The 18,790-nt window shown below is 73.3% G+C and carries 11 protein-coding genes and 1 pseudogene; 6 read left to right on the forward strand and 6 right to left on the reverse strand.

Features of this window, described 5'->3' with window-relative positions; genetic code table 11:
* The first annotated feature begins 354 nt into the window (after positions 1 to 354).
* The 3 genes from C5N14_RS04040 (at position 355) to purE (ending at position 4,220) form a co-directional block, all read left to right on the forward strand.
* Positions 355 to 2,391: a thioredoxin domain-containing protein gene (locus C5N14_RS04040; protein WP_117665637.1), complete on the forward strand. Its 2,037-nt coding sequence runs from the start codon at positions 355 to 357 to the stop codon at positions 2,389 to 2,391.
* A gap of 141 nt (positions 2,392 to 2,532) precedes the next feature.
* Entirely contained in the window at positions 2,533 to 3,693 is a 1,161-nt protein-coding gene (locus tag C5N14_RS04045; protein WP_117665639.1) for a 5-(carboxyamino)imidazole ribonucleotide synthase, read from the forward strand.
* Between the two features lie 35 nt (positions 3,694 to 3,728).
* On the forward strand, positions 3,729 to 4,220 hold the full coding sequence (purE, locus tag C5N14_RS04050) for a 5-(carboxyamino)imidazole ribonucleotide mutase (RefSeq protein ID WP_117665641.1): 492 nt from the start codon (positions 3,729 to 3,731) through the stop codon (positions 4,218 to 4,220).
* Positions 4,221 to 4,325: 105 nt separating this feature from the next.
* Here the strand turns inward: purE and C5N14_RS04055 are convergent, their stop codons facing one another.
* The gene (locus C5N14_RS04055; protein WP_117665643.1) at positions 4,326 to 9,260 is read right to left on the reverse strand and encodes an SCO7613 C-terminal domain-containing membrane protein; all 4,935 of its coding nucleotides are present in this window, start codon (positions 9,258 to 9,260) and stop codon (positions 4,326 to 4,328) included.
* Between the two features lie 186 nt (positions 9,261 to 9,446).
* Positions 9,447 to 10,874: a UDP-glucose/GDP-mannose dehydrogenase family protein gene (locus tag C5N14_RS04060; protein WP_117665645.1), complete on the reverse strand. Its 1,428-nt coding sequence runs from the start codon at positions 10,872 to 10,874 to the stop codon at positions 9,447 to 9,449.
* 245 nt (positions 10,875 to 11,119) lie between these two features.
* On the opposite strand from C5N14_RS04060, the gene C5N14_RS04065 reads away from it, so the two are divergent.
* Positions 11,120 to 12,289 carry an acyl-CoA dehydrogenase family protein gene (locus C5N14_RS04065; RefSeq protein ID WP_117665647.1) on the forward strand — a complete coding sequence of 390 codons (1,170 nt, stop codon included), beginning with the start codon at positions 11,120 to 11,122 and terminating at the stop codon, positions 12,287 to 12,289.
* A gap of 264 nt (positions 12,290 to 12,553) precedes the next feature.
* Here the strand turns inward: C5N14_RS04065 and nshR are convergent, their stop codons facing one another.
* Entirely contained in the window at positions 12,554 to 13,357 is an 804-nt protein-coding gene (nshR, locus tag C5N14_RS04070; RefSeq protein ID WP_117665649.1) for an NshR/TsnR family 23S rRNA methyltransferase, read from the reverse strand.
* A 27-nt stretch (positions 13,358 to 13,384) separates the two neighbouring features.
* Between nshR and C5N14_RS32855 the strand changes: the two are divergent.
* Positions 13,385 to 13,572: pseudogene (locus tag C5N14_RS32855) on the forward strand (IS1380 family transposase); the annotation flags it as partial.
* 820 nt (positions 13,573 to 14,392) lie between these two features.
* Positions 14,393 to 15,157 carry an AfsR/SARP family transcriptional regulator gene (locus C5N14_RS04080; RefSeq protein ID WP_243639141.1) on the forward strand — a complete coding sequence of 255 codons (765 nt, stop codon included), beginning with the start codon at positions 14,393 to 14,395 and terminating at the stop codon, positions 15,155 to 15,157.
* 15 nt (positions 15,158 to 15,172) lie between these two features.
* Here C5N14_RS04080 and C5N14_RS04085 read toward each other — a convergent pair whose 3' ends face one another.
* Genes C5N14_RS04085 through C5N14_RS04095 form a run of 3 tightly spaced genes read right to left on the reverse strand, consistent with a single transcriptional unit; the run spans position 15,173 to position 18,781 of the window.
* Positions 15,173 to 16,393, reverse strand: a complete 1,221-nt coding sequence (locus C5N14_RS04085) for a cytochrome P450 (RefSeq protein ID WP_117665653.1) — start codon at positions 16,391 to 16,393, stop codon at positions 15,173 to 15,175.
* Complete coding sequence (locus C5N14_RS04090; RefSeq protein ID WP_117665655.1) at positions 16,383 to 17,552, reverse strand: cytochrome P450; 1,170 nt, start codon at positions 17,550 to 17,552, stop codon at positions 16,383 to 16,385. Before C5N14_RS04090 ends, C5N14_RS04085 begins: the two co-directional genes overlap by 11 nt.
* Positions 17,549 to 18,781 carry a cytochrome P450 gene (locus C5N14_RS04095; protein ID WP_165878027.1) on the reverse strand — a complete coding sequence of 411 codons (1,233 nt, stop codon included), beginning with the start codon at positions 18,779 to 18,781 and terminating at the stop codon, positions 17,549 to 17,551. Before C5N14_RS04095 ends, C5N14_RS04090 begins: the two co-directional genes overlap by 4 nt.
* Between the last annotated feature and the right edge of the window lie 9 nt (positions 18,782 to 18,790).

An 18,790-nucleotide genomic window follows, 5' to 3' on the forward strand; every position in this document is an offset into this window, starting at 1 on the left:
TCCCACGGATGAGGCTGTGGGGGGCGGTGGCCGGTGAGTAGGAGGATCCGGTAAAGCGCTGCGGTGGGCGATCGTGGCGCTGTTCTCGTCGAGGTCGGCCACGTCACGGAACTGACCACCGGATTCGCCACCGAATCCAAGATCCGGCACCCGGATTACCCCTTCAAGGCTGCATGACGGGGCACTAGCTGGGGCAGGGCTGGCGGCGGCGCGGCCGCAGGACGTACCGGCCCAACCGAGTGCCCCGTACGCGGGGCCCGCGTCAGCCGCGCGGCGTCATTCCGGGCCGGCCGCCGGCCCGGTCGCCCCCAGGACCGGGGTGCCGCCGTTCCGGGCGCTGGATATGGTCATCCGGTGAACCGACTCGCGACCGCCACCAGCCCGTACCTGCTCCAGCACGCCGACAACCCGGTGGACTGGTGGCCGTGGTGCGACGAGGCGTTCGCCGAGGCGAGGCGGCGCGACGTGCCGGTGCTCATCTCGGTCGGCTACGCGGCCTGCCACTGGTGCCACGTGATGGCCCACGAGTCGTTCGAGGACACCGCCGTCGGGAAGCTGCTCAACGACGGCTTCGTGGCGATCAAGGTGGACCGCGAGGAGCGCCCGGACGTCGACGCCGTCTACATGACCGCCACCCAGGCGATGACCGGGCAGGGCGGCTGGCCGATGACGGTCTTCGCCGCGCCGGACGGCACCCCGTTCTTCTGCGGCACGTACTTTCCGAAGCCGAACTTCGTCCGGCTGCTGGAGTCGGTGGGCACCGCCTGGCGGGAGCAGCGGGAGGCCGTGCTCCGGCAGGGCGCCGCCGTGGTCGAGGCGATCGGCGGCGCGCAGGCCGTCGGCGGGCCGACCGCCCCGCTCACCGCCGAACTGCTCGACGACGCCGCCGCCCAGCTCGCGACGGGGTACGACCGGAGCAACGGCGGCTTCGGCGGGGCGCCGAAGTTCCCACCGCACATGAACCTGCTCTTCCTGCTGCGCCACCACCAGCGCACCGGCTCCGCCGAGAGCCTGGAGATCGCCCGGCACACCGCCGAGGCGATGGCCCGGGGCGGCATCAACGACCAGCTCGCCGGCGGCTTCGCCAGGTACTCGGTCGACGAACACTGGACCGTGCCGCACTTCGAGAAGATGCTCTACGACAACGCCCTGCTGCTGCGGGTCTACACCCAGCTGTGGCGGCTCACCGGCGACCCGCTGGCCCGGCGGGTGGCCCGGGACGTCGCCCGGTTCCTCGCCGACGAACTGCACCGCCCCGGCGAGGGCTTCGCGTCCGCGCTCGACGCCGACACCGAGGGCGTCGAGGGGCTGACCTACGCCTGGACCCCGGCCCAACTCGTCGAGGTGCTGGGCGAGGACGACGGCCGCTGGGCCGCCGACCTCTTCGGGGTCACCGAGGCCGGCACCTTCGAAGGCGGGATGAGCGTGTTGCGGCTGGCCCGGGACGTCGACGACGCCGACCCGGCGGTGCGCGGCCGGTGGCAGGACGTCGTCCGGCGGCTGCTGGCCGCCCGGGACACCCGCCCCCAGCCGGCCCGCGACGACAAGGTGGTGGCCGCCTGGAACGGGCTGGCGATCACCGCGATCGCCGAGTTCGTCCGCCTCGTCGAGGCGCGGGGGGTGGGCGACGAGGAGGCCGACGCCAACCTGCTGGAGGGCGTCACCATCGTCGCCGACGGCGCGATGCGGGACGCCGCCGAGCACCTGGCCACCGTGCACCTGGTCGACGGCCGGCTGCGCCGGGTCTCCCGGGACGGCGTGGTCGGCGCGCCGGCCGGGGTGCTGGAGGACTACGGCTGCGTGGCCGAGGCGTTCTGCGCGATGCACCAGCTCACCGGCGAGGGACGCTGGCTGGAGTTGGCCGGCGGGCTGCTGGACACCGCGCTGGCCCGGTTCGCCGCCCCGGGCGGCGGGTTCTACGACACCGCCGACGACGCCGAGCAACTCGTCACCCGACCGGCCGACCCGACCGACAACGCCACCCCGTCCGGCCGGTCGGCGATCGTCGCCGCCCTGGTCGCGTACGCGGCGCTGACCGGGGAGAACCGGTACCGGGAGGCCGCCGAGGCCGCCCTCGCCACGGTCGCGCCGATCGTCGCCCGGCACGCCCGGTTCACCGGGTACGCCGCCACCGTCGGCGAGGCGCTGCTGTCCGGGCCGTACGAGATCGCCGTGGTGACCGACGACCCGGCCGGCGACCCTCTCGTCGCCGCCGCGTACCGGCACGCCCCGCCCGGCGCGGTGGTCGTCGCGGGCCGCCCGGACCAGCCCGGGGTGCCGCTGCTGGCCGACCGGCCGCTGGTCGACGGCCGGCCCGCCGCGTACGTCTGCCGGGGCTTCGTCTGCCAGCGCCCGGTCAGCACGGTCGACGACCTCCTCGCCCAGTTGTAGGGGCTGGGTCGTGATCGACTCGATGTGCGGCATGTCGGGTCATCCCGGCGATCGGAGGCCGCGATGTCCGGCACACCGAGTCGATCATGCAGCGCCCCTGGGGACCTAGGGCCCCAGGTCGCCGCTAGGCTGGCAGGCGAGATGGATACCCGAACCGGTCTGCCTGTTGTCGGCATGGTGGGGGGCGGCCAACTGGCCCGGATGACCCACCAGGCCTCGATCGCCCTCGGTCAGTCGCTGCGCGTGCTCGCGCAGGCCCCGGACGACGGCGCGGCCCTGGTCGCCGCCGACGTCCAGTACGGCGACCACACCGACCTCGCCGCCCTGCGGACCTTCGCCAAGGGCTGCGACGTGGTCACCTTCGACCACGAGCACGTGCCGACGGAGCACATCCGCGCCCTCGCCGCCGAGGGGGTGAAGCTCTTCCCGCCGGCCCACGCGCTGCTGCACGCCCAGGACAAGCGGATCATGCGGGAACGGCTCGGCGAGCTGGGCGCGCCGAATCCGGCGTGGCGGCCGGTCACCGAGCCGGCCGACCTGGTCGCCTTCGGCGAGGAGCAGGGCTGGCCGGTGGTGCTGAAGGCGGCCCGGGGCGGGTACGACGGCCGGGGCGTCTGGCTGGCCGACGACGCGGCGCAGGCCGCCGAGCTGGCCGCCACCCTGCTGGCTGGGGGAACCAGCCTGATCGTCGAGGAGCGGGTGGCGCTGCGGCGGGAGCTGGCGGTCCAGGTGGCCCGCTCGCCGTTCGGGCAGGTCGCCGCGTACCCGGTGGTGGAGACGGTGCAGGTCGACGGGATCTGCGTCGAGGTGCTCGCGCCCGCGCCGGGGCTGGACGAGGAGCGGGCCGTCGCCGCCCAGCAGCTCGCCATCGACCTGGCCACCGCGCTCGGCGTGGTCGGCCTGCTCGCGGTGGAGCTGTTCGAGACGCCGGCCGGGCTGGTGGTCAACGAGCTGGCCATGCGCCCGCACAACTCGGGCCACTGGACGATCGAGGGGGCCCGGACCTCGCAGTTCGAGCAGCACCTGCGGGCCGTGCTCGACTACCCGATGGGGGACACCGCGCTGACCGCCCCGGCGGTGGCCATGGCGAACGTGCTCGGCGGCGAGCCGGGCGGGATGTCGATCGACGAGCGGCTGCACCACCTCTTCGCCGCCGAGCCGGGCGCGAAGGTCCACCTCTACGGCAAGCAGGTGCGCCCCGGCCGCAAGCTCGGCCACGTCACGGTGCTCGGCGCCGACCTGGACGACGTACGGGCCCGGGCCGCCCAGGCCGCCCGCTGGCTCCGCGAGGGCCACCAGTGAGCGTGCGAGCGATCGCGAACGAGAGGCAGACCAGCATGAGCACCGTCGGACTGATCATGGGCAGCGACTCGGACTGGCCGACCATGAACGCCGCCGCCGAGGCGCTGGCCGAGTTCGGGGTCGGCTACGAGGTCGGCGTGGTCTCCGCCCACCGCACCCCGGACAAGATGATCCAGTACGGCCGCACCGCCGCCGACCGGGGACTCAAGGTGATCATCGCCGGGGCCGGCGGGGCCGCCCACCTGCCCGGCATGGTCGCCTCGGTCACCCCGCTGCCGGTGATCGGCGTACCGGTGCCGCTGAAGTACCTCGACGGGATGGACTCGCTGCTGTCCATCGTCCAGATGCCGGCCGGCGTGCCGGTGGCCACCGTGTCGATCGGCAACGCCCGTAACGCCGGGCTGCTCGCCGTCCGCATCCTGGCCGCCGCCGACGAGGAACTGCGGGCGCGCATGGTCGCGTACCAGGAGAGCCTGGAGGAGCTGGTCGCCGAGAAGGAGGCCGCCCTGCACGCCTCCCTCGGCTGACCCCCCCCCGCCGGCCCGGGCTGACCCCCGCCGGCCGCCGGCGCTCACGTTCGTGGCCGGACCACTCGGCCCAACACGGCAGCCACGCCCCAGGGCCCCTCCGTTCTATCGCATGCCGCGCAGGGCGGTCTGGAGCCGTTCCTGGGCGCGGCGGCGGCGCTCGTTGCTCGCGCCGAGGACCAGCAGGACCAGCCCGACCGGGATCAGCACCAGCCACGGGCCGAGGCTGAACAGCGCGTGCACCGCCGTGATCGCGGTGACGGCCGCCCCGACGATCACCGGGGCCTGCTGCTGGCTGGTGGTGCCGAAGATCAGCACCGCCACCGCGCCGAGCAGCAGCAGCACCTGGCGCAGCATGCTGGAGTCGGTGGCCAGCACGATCGCCAGGGTCGGCACGAACGCGGCGACCAGCGCCGGCCCGTACGCCACCCAGCTCGGCAGGTCCGGCCGGTGCCGCAACTCCAGCACCCCGACCAGCAGGGCCAGCGCCGCGAACGGCAGAGTGTAGGCCTCCGGCAGCGCCACGTCGGCGACCCGCATCAGGATCCACCAGGCGACGATCTCGCAGAACACCACCGCCCAGAACAGGATCTGCCGCTCCACCGGCCGACGGTTCGGCCGGGCGGCGGCCACCCCGAGCACGGCACCCCAGGCGGCCAGCAGCGCGGCGATGTGCCGGGGCGAGTCGAAGGCCAGCGCCAGGGCGATCAGCGCGGCAGCGTACCCGCTCCACTCCACCGTGGCCGCCTCGCGCTGCGCCTCGGGGCGGCGCAGCCGGGGCAGGGTCGCGGCGAACACCTGTAGGGCTGCCCCGACCGCCAGCACCCCGAACGCGGACCAGACCGCGGCCAGCCCGGCGACCAGGCCGGCGACGAGGACGAACAGTTGCGCCATCAGCGAGGCGAACAGCCAGCCCAGGATGCGGGCCCGCTGCGTGGTGCCGTACAGGGCGGCGACGGTGCCGACGCCCACCGCCCCGCCCAGGGTGAACAGGGTCAGCTCCCGGGTGGCCAAGCTGCCCAGCAGCCCGGCCCCGCCGCCGGCCAGCCCGATGACGAAGACCAGCACCCGGGCGGTGCGCAGCGACTGGGCCCGCTCCGCCAGCGGCGGGGGTGGGGTGAGCGCCAGCCCCAGCATCGAGATGGTGAACACCGACAGCGCCGCCAGCGTGCTCACCGGCCAGCCGTGGCCGAGGGCGGCCGGGGTGATCAGCAGGGTCACCGCCGCGCCGGGCAGCACCACCGGCACGGCCCGGGACCGCCGCCCGCCGCTGAACCCGACGGCGGCCAGCGCCGCGGTCACGGTGAGCAGCAGCGCGGTCAGCACGTGCGTCGGGTCGACCGCGCCGGCGGGCGGGATGATCAGCTCCGGCGGCGGCCCCTGCCACACCCGGCCCAGCGACCGGTACGGCTCGACCAGCGCCACCTTGAGCGTGGGGGCGAGCGAGGCCACGGCCAGCGCGGTCGGCAGCGCGGCGGCGGCCAGCGCCCCGGCCGCCGGGCTGACCCGCCAGCGCACCGCCGCCGGATCGTCGTCGGGCGCCCGGCGCAGGGCGCCGTCGAGCAGCACCGACCAGCGCCGGATCGGCTGGGCCGAGCCGGCCGGTGGCACGGTGGCGGCGCGGACCAGTTCGGCGAGCACCCCGAGCAGCGCGCCGGCCGCGGCGTACACACCGGCGGGCAGGCCGGCCACGATCGCGGCGACCGCGCTGACCGTCGCGCCGCCCACCACGGCCGCGCTGGCGTACGGGAGGTACTGCGGCACCTGCCGGCGGACCGCGGCGACCGCGGCCAGGCCCAGGCTGGACGCGGCCAGCGCGGCGGTCAGCACCACCTCGGGCGACCGGCCGAACTCGGCGGCCAGGGCGGCCACCGCGCCGGGCGACGCGAGCAGCGCGGCCCCGGCGGCGGCCCCACCGATCTGCACCAGGTGCGGCGGCATCCCCTCGGTGTCGACGTCCTCGACCAGCGGGGCGGCGAACACCCGGGCCAGGGCGGCCACGACGACGCCGATCAGCGCGATGCCGCCCAGCGCCAGCGCGGTCGTCCATGGCCGGACCAGCCCGGCACCGGCGGCGTGCAGGGCGACCACCCCGGCCACCGTGGCCCGGGACAGCCCGGCGCGCGGGTCGATCGAGGCCGCCGCGGCCGTGCCGAAGGCCGTGGCGACGGCCAGGCCGACCAACACCGGCGACCACCAGGGCAGGTCGAAGGCGGCCGGCGCCCCGATGGTGGCCAGGACGGCGGCGGCGCCCGAGACGTCGTACCTCCAGGGGGTCGGCAGCAGCACCCCGGCCGCGACGCCGAGCAGCGCCAGCGCGACGGGCGCCTGCCAGGTGGACCCGCCGACCGGCGCGGCCGGCCACCCGGACAGGTCGCCGGCCCAGATCGGGCCCGGGGTGGCCAGCACGCCCCACCCGCCGCGCAGGGCGCTCCAGCCCGCGAGCAGCCCGATCAGGGTGCCGCCGACGGCGAGTCCGAGGATCGGCCCGCGCCGCCACTGTTCGGGCATCGCCCGGGCCGCGACGGCGACCACCGCCACGAGCGCGGCGGCCACCACGAGCTGCCCGCCCGGGGTGAGCACCGCCCCGATCCGTACCAGGGTGGCGATCAGCGCCGCGGTGACCGCGGCGGCGGCCAGGTCGGAGCCGTCCAGGGCCAGGTCGGAGCGGCGTCCCGCGTCGATCGACGGGGCCAGGAAGACCAGCACCCCGGCCACGAACAGCAGCCCGCCCACCCAGGCGTCCGCGACGGTGGCCCCGGGCGCGCCGAACGCGGCGGCGGTCACCGCCAGCGCCCCGAGCCCGGTGCCCACGGCCAGCGGCGTCGGGATGTGCCGCTCGGACACCTGCACCAGGGCGGCGTACCCGAGGGTGACGCAGACCGCCAGGAAGCTCGCCGCCAGCACCGGCACGGTGGCCTCGCGCAGGCTCGCCGGGGTCGGCGTCGGGTCGGTCGGCACGGTCGCGGCGACGAACGCGGCCACCGCGCCGGGCAGGGCGAACGCCGCGCCACCGGCGGCCCAGGCGGAGACGACGCCTCCCGTGGCGGGGGTGATCCGGATCCGGGGTGCCACCGCGACCAGCGCGCCGGCCAGGAAGAGGGCGAGCAGCACGGCGGCGGTCAGCGCCGGCCGGGCCAGCCCGGCGCCCGCGCCGAGCAGGCCCACCACGGCGGCGGCGACCGCGTGCACGGTGGCGGCCCGCGTCGTGGCGGCGGTCAGCCCGGCCGCGCCGATGCCGATGGCGGCCAGCACCATCGGCCACGGCGCCGCCGCCCAGCCCAGGGCGAACGACGCCGGCACGGCGAGCGCGGTCAGCGCCGCCCCGGCGACCGCGAACTCGCGGCGGATCTCCGGCGGCAGGGCCAGCACCGCGGCGATGGTGAGCAGGAAGGCGCTGGCGGCGAGCTGCCAGGCCGCCGGTCCGACCGAGGCGGCCAGCTCGGCCGGGTAGTGGGCGAGGTCCGCGGCCCAGGCCGGGGTGGCGGCCTGGGCCGGGGCCAGCCCGGCGCGCAGCGCGCCGCCGGCCACCACCAGGCCGCTGACCGTGAGCGCCGCGGCCGAAGCGAGCTGCGGCCCGCGCCGGGCGGCTTCCGGTACGGCCCGCACGGCCAGCCCGGTGAGGGTGATGACGGCGGCGATCAGCAGCAGGGCCCGGCCGGGGAAGGCCACCGAGGCGACCCGCCCCAGCGCACCGATCACCGCGAGGGTGAGGATGCCGGTGGCCACGTCGGGCAGCGGCGGGCGGCGCAGCACCAGCGCCCCGCCCAGCCCCACCAGCGCGGCCAGCAGCAGCACCGTGCCCGCTCCGGCCGCCGGCGGCACCGTGCCGGCGCGCAGCAGCGCGGTCACCGCGTACGCGAGGGCCAGCGCCACCGCCGCGGCGTGCAACAGCCAGGTCAGCGCGCCCAGCCCTGGAACCGGCCGGGCCGGCGGGGCGGCGACGGACGCGTCACCGGTGCCGTCGAGCACCTCGCCGGACTCCTCCGGGGCGCCCTCCGGCCGGCCGTCCTCCTCGGACCGGCGGGGCGGCGGGGCGGTGGCGGTGGTGGCGGTGGTGGCCGGCGGGGCCGCGGGCGTCGGCAGGTCCTCGCGCACCGGCCGCTCGACAGTGACCGGGGAGCGGGCCAGCGCCAGGTCCACGACGGCGACCACGGTCAGCACCAGCGCCCAGCCGGCCGGCCCGGTGACCCACCCGTACGCCAGCAGCGGCAGCACCGGCTGCGCGGCCAGCACGGCGGCGAAGCGGGGCGCGCGCAGCCCCGTCCAGAACGCGTAGCCGAACCCGACGGCGCTGGTGACCGCGAAGATCAACCCGGCGAAGACCGCCCCGGACACGCCCCCGCCGCCGATCCGGTCCACCGCCCACAGCGCGTACCCGGCCAGCGGCACCAGCAGCAGGCCGACGGCGGCGATCGTCTCGGCGGTCGAGGTGAGGCCGCGCCGGGCCAGCACCGGCGGGGCGAGCAGCAGCAGCACCGTCGCGACGAGCAGGATGCCCAGCCGGGACAGGGCGTCCATCGAGCTGGTGGCCACCGCGGCGAAGACCACCGCGGCCACGGCGAGCAGCAGCGCGCCCAGCCCGAGGGGGATGTTCTGCACCTCCCGCGAGGACGCCTCCGGCGGGTGCTCGGGGTTGTCGGCGTCCAGCCAACGGGCCGACGACGACGGCGGGGGCGGATCCTGCGGTCCGGGCGGCGCGGCACCCTGCCGGGGCACCCGGGGCGGCGCCCCGGCGGTGGCGGTGGGCGGGCGGCGACCGGCCCGGCGGCGCAGCACCCGCCGGGGACGGGTGGCCTGCTTGATCCGCTCCTCACCGGCGTGCGCGAGGATGTCCCGCTGGAAGAGCGCGGCCTGCATCTTCGCGGCGATCTGCCGCTGCTCGGCGGCGATGGCGGCCTCGCGGACCTTCATCTCCGCGATCGAGCGCTCGACGTCGGCCAGGTGTCCGGCCCACTGGGGCTGGTGCGCGCCGCAGTGCGGGCACTGGGCGGCCGGCTTGATCTCCCGGCCGCACGAGGAGCACTGAAAGGTCTGCACGACACCCCTCCACCCGCTGGCCCGCACTGTGGATTCCCACTGTCGCAGCATGCCCTGAGCCGGCGCGGATTTCGACACCTGTCGGCGGGTTGACGCTGACGAACAACGCACAGCCGGCCACGGCGGGGTGCCGCGGCCGGCCGTCGCAGGTGGCTGAGGTGGAGCGGTTCGGCGGTGGCGGGCGGGTCAGGGGCGGCCCATGCCCCGGTACTCCCAGCCGGCCTGCGTCCACAGTGTCGAGTCGAGGCAGTTGCGGCCGTCGACCACCCGGCGGCCGGCGACCAGCTCGCCGAGGGCGACCGGGTCGGCGTTGCGGAAGTCGGCCCACTCGGTGAGCACACAGACCAGGTCCGCCCCGGTCACCGCGTCGGCCATGCTGGACTCGTACGTCAGCTCGGGGGCCACCCGGCGGGCGTTCTCGGTGCCCTGCGGGTCGTACACGTGCACGTCCGCCCCGGCCTTGCCGAGCAGCCCGGCGACGGCGAGCGCCGGGGCGTCGCGGACGTCGTCGGTGTTGGGCTTGAAGGTCGCGCCGAGCACGGCGACCCGGGTGCCGGACAGGTCCGGCCCGGCCGGCCCGGAGCGGCGGCCGAGCAGCTCGGCGGCGAGCCCGACGACCCGGGTCCGGCGGCGCAGGTTGATCAGGTCGACCTCGTGCAGGAAACGCAGCGCCTCGCCGGCGCCCAACTCCTGGGCGCGGGCCTGGAAGGCGCGGATGTCCTTGGGCAGGCAGGCCCCGCCGAAGCCGAGCCCGGCCTGGAGGAACCGGTTGCCGATCCGGGGGTCGTACCCGATGGCGCGGGCGAGCTGGGTGACGTCGCCGCCGGAGGCCTCGCAGACCTCGGCCATCGCGTTGATGAACGAGATCTTGGTGGCCAGGAAGGCGTTCGCGGCGACCTTGACCAGCTCGGCGGTGGCGAAGTCGGTGGCCACCAGCGGGACCTCCCGGTCCTCCGTGGCGGCCAGGTCGAAGACGCCCTTGTGGGCGGCGTAGAGCATGCCGTTGGCCCACTCGCTCTTGACGCCCACCACGATCCGGTTGGGGCGCAGCACGTCGTCGACGGCGAAGCCCTCCTGGAGGAACTCCGGGCTCCACGCCACCTCGACCCCGAGGTCGGCCGGGGTGTGCTTGCCGACGAGCTGCTCCACCCACTCGGCGGTGCCCACCGGGACGGTGGACTTGCCGACGATCAGCGCCTTGCGGGTCAGGTGCTGGGCCAGGCTGGTCACCGACGCCTCGACGTACGACAGGTCGGCGCCCATCCCGTCGGCCCGCTGCGGGGTCCCCACGCAGATGAAGTGCACGTCACCGAACTCGGCGGTCTCGGCGATGTCGGTGCTGAACCGCAGCCGGCCGGCGGCCAGGTTGCGCCGCAGCAACTCGTCGAGGCCGGGCTCGTGGATCGGCACCTTGCCGGCGTTCAGCTTGGCGATCTTGTCAGCGTCGACGTCGTAGCCGAGCACCTCGTAGCCGAGTTCGGCGTAGCAGATGGCGTACGTCGCACCGAGGTACCCGGTGCCGAGGAAGGTGACCCGGGGCCGGGCCGCGCCCGACGGCGGTGTCACCGCGGCGATGGCTGGCATCGGTTGGGTGTTCGGGTACGGGATCGTCACGCCTGTCTTCTCCGCTCGCGCTGGCGGCGCTTCCTCGCGTCGCAATCGGCTGCGGCGCCTGGCCCGGCACCGAAGGGAATTGTGTCGTTTTGTGCTCACCGTGCCGCATCGACGCCTCCGTCAGGCCCGAGCCTACGCGGCGGTAAGGATCATCCGAGCGCTGGTGGCTATCCTTCAGTCTGCGCCGTCGGCGGTTCCGAGACGCTACAGACTGCGCATGATAGCGGTGAAGGGGAGGGGCCGACATGGCCGCAGAACAGTCGTTCGACGTCTACCGGTTGCCCGAGGAGCACGGGGCGATCCGCGAGGCGGTGCGTGAGGTCTGCGCGGCGAAGGTGGCGCCGCACGCAGCCGAGGCGGACGAGACGGGCGAGTTCCCGAAGGCGTCCTACGACGCGCTCCGCTCGGCCGACTTCCACGCCCCGCACATCCCCGTCGAGTACGGCGGCGCCGGCGCGGACGCCCTGGCCACGGCCATCGTGATCGAGGAGGTGGCCCGGGCCTGCGCCTCGTCGTCACTGATCCCGGCGGTGAACAAGCTGGGCACCATGCCGCTGATCCTGGCCGGCTCCGAGGAACTCAGGCGCAGGTACCTCATCCCGGTCGCCGCCGGGGAGGCGATGTTCTCGTACTGCCTCTCCGAGCCGGAGGCCGGCAGCGACGCGGCCTCGATGACCACCAGGGCGGTCCGCGACGGCGACCACTGGGTGCTCAACGGGGTGAAGCGGTGGATCACCAACGCGGGTGTCTCGGAGTACTACACCGTCTTCGCCGTGACCGATCCCACAGCCCGGTCGAGGGGCATCTCCGCGTTCGTCGTCGAGAAGTCCGACCCGGGGGTCAGCTTCGGCGCCCCGGAGAAGAAGCTCGGCGTCAAGGGTTCGCCGACCCGCGAGGTCTACCTCGACAACGTCCGCATCCCGGCCGACCGGATGATCGGCGCCGAGGGCACCGGCTTCACCACCGCGATGAAGACCCTGGACCACACCCGGGTCACCATCGCCGCGCAGGCCGTCGGCATCGCCCAGGGTGCGCTCGACTACGCCAAGGGGTACGTCCGCGAGCGCAGGCAGTTCGGCAGGCCGGTCGCCGAGTTCCAGGGCATCCAGTTCATGCTCGCCGACATGGGCATGAAACTGGAGGCGGCCCGACAGCTCACGTACACGGCAGCCGGCAAGTCCGAGCGGGGCGACGCCGACCTGACCTACTTCGGCGCGGCGGCCAAGTGCTTCGCCTCGGACGCCGCCATGGAGATCACCACCGACGCGGTGCAGCTCCTCGGCGGCTACGGCTACACCCGCGACTACCCGGTCGAGCGGATGATGCGGGACGCCAAGATCACCCAGATCTACGAGGGCACCAACCAGGTTCAGCGCATCGTGATGGCCCGTGAGCTGCTCAAGGGCCTCGCGTAGCCCGTCTTCGCGGGTCCGGAGCCCTTCGAACGCGCCCAGGTCTTCGGCAGCGAGGACCTGGGCGTCGCACACGCGGCGCGGGCATCCGGCCAGCCAGCCGATCGTCAGCGCTCCAAGCTGACGGCAGCGGCGATGCTGTGACGGTCGTACGACTCGGCGCCGGCAACCGCTCGCAGCCGCAGGCTCCTCGGAAGGGGAGCCTGCGGCGGTTCGGAGGCCGGGCGGCCGGTGTCGTCGCGGTAGCGCGGTCGGCTACCGCTCGGCTCAACGGGAGATGTTGCGGGCGACCCGTTCGTACAGCGCGATACCGGCGGAGACGGAGACGTTGAGTGACTCGGCGGCGGGATTGATGGGAATCGAGACCGAGCCGGCCGAGATTTCCTCGAAGTCGCTCGACGTGCCGGTCTTCTCGCTGCCGAACAGGAGTGCCAACCGCTCGTCGACGTTGCGGAGATCGCTGACGGCGAACTTCCCGTCGGCATCGAAGGCCATCAGTCGCATGTCCTTGCTCCGGAAGTAGTCGACTGCCTCCGCCCGTGACGCGAGAATGACGGGCAGCGAGAAGACATATCCCCGGCTCGCCCTGACCAGCCGGCGATCCGCGATGCTGACAAGATCACTGTCCACGAGCACGATGCCCGCGGCGCCGAGCGCGAACGACGTCCGCACGATGGCCCCGATGTTACCGACGATCTTCACGCCATCAAGGACGATGACATCGCCGGTCGAGCGGGCCAGATCGTTCAGGCCCCACGGCCTCGGCACCCGGGCGATGCCGAATGTCTTGGGTATCTTGTCGGTCTTGAAAATCTGTTTCACGATCGACGATTCGATCAGCCGGACCGGAATGTTCCGCTGCCGACAAGCGGTGAGAAGCGCATCCGGCAAGGGATTGGTTTCGTTCCCGTATACCTCGACAAACTCCACGCCCGCGCGAATGCACTGCACGAGAGGCTCGGCGTCCTCAATCAGCGCCGTCCGAACAACGGACCTCGAGTGCTTTGTGACGTCGATGATTCTCTGAACGGCGGGATCGGACCTCGTGGTGATTATGTCGAGGTTGGGCACGCGCAGACTTTAGCACGGGGAACAAGCCTCCTCCTGGCCGGCGACCTGGCCACGGCCGAGCCGAAGAAGCTGCGCTACCGGCTACTGCGCGTCCCGCCAAGATCACCCGATCCGCACGCCGCACCTACCTACGCGTCGCCGCGACCTGGCCATGGGCCGCCACCCCCGCCGCCGCGTTCGGCCGTCTGGCCGCGCTGCCCCGACCCCTCACCTGACATCCCACCCGAGCACCACGAGCGGCCCGGAGGAACCCGGTCACCCGCGCCGGGCCATCAGCACGCCCACCGGCAGGACAACCAACCAGAAGATCAACTACTCGGCACGGCGAACCCGATCAACAGTTGGCGAAAGACCGAGGTCGGCGAAGTCGAAGGGGCGGGGGCCTCCGGGTTGGCGCCCGGCGCCCGAACACCGACGGGTGCGTCGCGACGGCCGCCGTGGAGTCACCTCCCGCTGTTGCCCAGACACGCGCAGCCACGTTAGCGTGTCGCCCGGGCACGCGTAGCCACGTTCGCGTCGACCGGGGAGGAGCACGAAAGAGTCGGTTGCTAGACACTTCGATGCGGCGGCTCCCCGTCCTGTCGGAGGGGACAGGGCGTCGCGATGGCCGGCCAGGGGGTGGGGGTGGTCGGTCGACCAGGCTGACTGGTGCGGGTCCTCCGGACGGGTGCGACCAGTGAAGAGTCCCGGTTCGAGGGCAGTGCGTACTGCTCCCGGGGGTCGGCCGCCGACGGGCCGCCGACCTGCGCCCGGACCCCGCGGACACTGCGGACAGTGACGGCCGCCGCCAATCTGCGAGTCAATGTGGATCGTGAGTCTCAGTTATGCTCTGTTCAGTCGTGCTATGGGCTGCCAGTTTCAGTGCCGTGCGGAACATGCTGCCCTGCCATGCAATTAATAGGGGGACGAACGTTGCGTATCGCAATCCTTGGCCCGCTCGCCGCCACTCATCACAACCGACCCATCGCGCCGACAGCAGCCAAGCCCCGCACAGTGCTCGCCGTATTGGCCGCGCACACTAATGATGTTGTCCCCATGAATGTGCTGATCTCCGAGTTATGGCAGGGGTCGCCGCCCCGCAACGCCCGCACCACGACCCAGACCTACATTCTCAGCCTTCGCAAGCTGATCGACGCCGCCGCGCGGCACGCGGGTGTGGCGGACGACGCCAAGAAGGTCCTCGTGACCACGTCCGCCGGCTACCAGCTACGGGTGCCGGCTGACTCCGTCGACGCCAGCCACTTCGAGCGACTCGCCAACGTGGGACACCGTGCCCGGGAGCGGCAAGATTACGCCGCGACGGCCCGCGCGTTCGCCGAGGCGCTGAGCTGGTGGCGGGGCCCGGCCCTGGTGGACGTTCAGGCGGGCCGACGGCTGCGGATATACGCTCAGCGCCTCAGCGAGATTCGGCTCAACGCCCTCGACTGTCGGATCGAGGCCGACCTGCGCCTCGGTCGCCACCACGAGCTGCTCGGTGAGCTCTCCGCGGTGACCGCGCAGCACCCCACCCACGAGGGCCTGGTGGCTCATCTCATGCTCGCGCTCTACCGGTCGGGACGACGGTGCGAGGCACTGGAGGCGTACCAACGGCTCCGGACTGGACTCACCGAGAAGCTTGGTCTCGAGCCGGCGCCGGCCCTACGTCGCCTGCACCGCTCGATGCTCAGCGCCGACCAGGCGACGACGGACCTGACCGAGACGTGGCAGGCGACGCACGCGGTGCCGCGGCGGGCAGTGCCGCAGCCGAGGATCCCCGCCGACGTGGCGGCGATGCCGTGGTCGGCGTCGCTACCGAACTAGCCGCCCGCTGTCCACTCAGCGGTCGCCGCCGGTGACGTCCATCCGGTAGGGCAGGGCGTGCACCGCCCGGGCGAAGCCGTCGTCGGTCACCCGGAAGCCGGAGACGTCCGGGTGCACGTCCCGCCGGCCGACCAGCCCGGCCAGGCCAGCCACGACCTGCATGCGTGCACTGGCGGCGCCGAGACAGTAGTGCGCGCCCTTGCCGAAGGTGATGTTGACGCTACGGCTGCGACCGGGGCAGAAGCTGGTCGGCTCCGGCACCCGATCGGGGTCGAGATTGACCGCGGTTATGTCGACGACGACCGCGTCGCGTGGTCGCAGCCGTACGCCCAGGCAGTCGCAGTCCGTCGTCACCCAGCCATAGACACCGAGGAACGGCGGCGACAACCGCATGGCCTCCTCGGCGACATCCGTCAGCTCGATCCCGCCTGCCCTGGCCGAGGCCAGCAGCGCCCGGTCGCCGTAGAGCGCGTGACAGGCCACGCCGATCCCGGTGGTGACCTGGGGGACTCCGGCCGCCAGCAGTTGGGCGACCGTCGCCACGTCCGCCCACGGGTCCGGGCCCTCCGCCTCGGCGTACGTCCGCAGGCAGGCCGCCAGCGGCGTGGCCGCCGGCGCGGCAGTCAACTCCTCCACGGTTTGCCGCAGGTAACGCATCGCGGCGGCGAACGCCGCTGTGGTCTGCTCGGGCAGGTCGAGCACGCCGCGGAAGCGGGCGCGGATGACGTACATGACGATCTTGTAGATCTTGGCCAGCGCCGGCCATCGGGATGGCGGGAAGCCCATCAGTCGGAACGTGCCGTCCAGGCAGAACGGCTCGATGAACTCCGCGACCAGGTCACCCGCCGGCGGCAGGGCCGCCGCTCGGGCGGTGGCCAGGTCGGCGAACGCGTCGACGAACTCGCCCACCGCGGATGGTGCGTACGCTCGACGCAGCGCCCGACTGAACGTCGGGTGGTTGGCGCCGCGGTGGTACCACAGCTCGAAGAACTGGGCCACGGACGGGACGTCGGCCACCCCGGGCAGCGGGATCCCGGCCCGCTCGGGGTCCAGCGCCGTGCCGATGTGCGGGTCGCGCAGGACGGTGTCGGCGAGGTCGTGGCTGCGCACCACCCACTGGCGGGTGTCGGGGCGCCAGTGCAGACCCGGCGGGAGCGGCTCGCCGGTCGGCCCCAGTCCGGTGGTCACCAGCGGTACGCCGGGAAGGACGGTGGCCGCGCCCGGCTCAGTCGACATTCTCGTCCCCGATCCGGTACGGGATACTGCGTACCTCTTTGAGGTTGTTGTGGGTGTCGATCCGTGTGCCGGCGACGTCGATCCGCAGCTCGGGTCGGCCGTGGACCAGCTGGCGTACCCCCGCCGCGATCTGGATCCGCGCGCTGTGCGCACCCAGGCAGTAGTGCGTGCCCTTGCCGAAGGTGAGCACCTCACTGGGGCGGACGGGGCAGCCGTGGGCCGGGTCGGCGGCGGCGGTCCGCTGTAGGTTCACCACGGCCACGTCGATCGCCACGATCGTGCCGGCGGGCAGCGGCAGCCCCAGGCAGTCGCACGGTTCGCTGACGAAGCGGAAGATGTTGCCGAACGGCGGGTTCTGGCGCAGCACCTCCTCGGCCAGGTCGGTCGGTTCGACGGTCTCGCGCAGGATCGCGTCGCGCAGGTGCGGCGCGGACCAGATGTCCCGGCAGGCGATGCTCGACCCGACGATCATCGGCTCGATGCCGGCCATGAGCAGTTGCCCGACCAAGGCGGCGATCGGCCAGGTGCTGGGGTCGATCCGCGCCAGTTGACGGGCGGCCAGGAGGAACGGCTCCTCGCCCGGACCGGTGAGCAGCTGGTCGGTCAGGTGCTTCAGGTAGCGCATCGACGTCGCGAAGGCGGACGCCTCCCGCGGGCCGTACTCGGTGACCCCCAGCAGCTGCTGCTTGAACAGGTGGATGACCAACCGGGCGACCTTGGTCAGCCGGGGCCACTCCGCCTCGGGCACTCCGATGACGAGGAAGGTGCTGTGCATGAAGTACGGCGAGAGGTAGTCGCGGGCCAGGTCGCCCCGGGGCGGCATGGCCGTCACACACCGGTCGGCCAGATCGAGGAAGGCCGCTTCGAAGCTGCCGACCGTCCGGGCCGTGAACGCCCGGCGCAGCTCGGTGTTGAAGACGTGGTAATGCTCGCCGACGGTGTACCAGAGCTCGAAGAACTGGGTGATCGTGGGCGCCTGACCGGGTGGCGGCAGGGCACCCGCCCGGTCCGACTTGCCGTGGTCGACCCCGGTGATGATGTGCGGGTCGCGCAGGACGATCTCCGCCAGGCGCGGGTCGCGGACCTTCAACCGGCTGCGGTCGGCGTCCCACTGCAGCCCGGCGGGAAGGTCCGCGGTGGCGAGCGGCGACGTGGTCATCGCACCGTCCCTGCGGTCGTGACCGGCAGCTCACGTGGGTAGTACGTGAACAGGTTGCTCGACAGGACCACGTCGGACAGCTCGCCGTCGGGGCGCAGGCCGGGGAAGCGGGCCAGGATGCGGGAGATCCCCTCCTGCATCTCGGCCCGCGCCAGCGCCGCGCCCAGGCAGTAGTGTGGCCCGTGGCTGAACGCGATCTGGCTGGTGGCCGACGGGCGGGTCAGGTCAAGTACATCGGCGTCCACCCCGAAGACGGACGTGTCCCGGTTACCCGAGCCGAGCGAGATGAACACCGTCGCGCCGGCGGGGATCGTGACGCCGCCCAGCTCGGTGTCGGCGGTGGCGTACTTCGCGACGGCGAAGCCGGTGCCCATCTGCCCCCAGCGCATCAGCTCCTCCACCGCGTTGCCGATCAGCTCGGGGCGCTCACGCAGCATGGCCAGTTGCGACGGATTGAGGAACAGCGCGAAGAAGGCGTTGCCCAGCTGGACGGCGGTGCTCTCGTAGCCGGCCATGAGCAGGAGGATCACGGTCGAGACGAGTTCCTCGTTGGAGAGCTGCGACTCGTCTTCGTCCTTCAACACGATCAGCTTGCTGAGCAGGTCGTCGCCGAGGGCGCGCCGCTTGCGGGCAATCAGCCTGGCGGCGTACCGGCCGATGCCGCCGAGCGCCTCGCCGAACTCGGCGAACGACGACTGCATGTCCCGACGGGTGAGCTTGGCGGCCAGCTCGGTGAACTCGGGGCGGTTCTCGATCTCGATACCGAGCAGGTCGCAGATCACTCGGATCGGTAGCTGGTAGGCGAAGTCGTTCATCAGGTCGAAGCGATCGCCCCTCGCCGCGATCTCGTCGAGGATCTCTTCGGTGTGCGCGGCGATCCGTGGCCGCATCACGTCCGCCTGGCGCTGGGTGAACGCCTTGGCGACGATGCGGCGCCAGCGGGTGTGGCCGGGCGGTTCGGAGATGGAACCACCGAAGTTGAAGACGGGGCTCGACCGGTCCGCCTGGTATCCGGTGGAGACCCGCGCGGCGCCGTCCCGGTTGATGGTGCGGCTGAAGCTCTGTTCCGTCATCGCGGCGCGGACGTCCTCGTAGCGGGTGACCACCCAGGCCGGGTCGCCGCTGGCCAGCTTGACCGTGGAGACGGGGGCGTGCTCGCGCAGCCAGGCCCACTCCGGCGGCTCCTGGAACGGCCGGGTCCGGGTGAAGGGATAGGTTCGAGCGGTCACATCCATCTG

Origin of the sequence: Micromonospora sp. MW-13 (genome assembly GCF_003434305.1) — a bacterium.
GTDB lineage: Bacteria > Actinomycetota > Actinomycetes > Mycobacteriales > Micromonosporaceae > Micromonospora.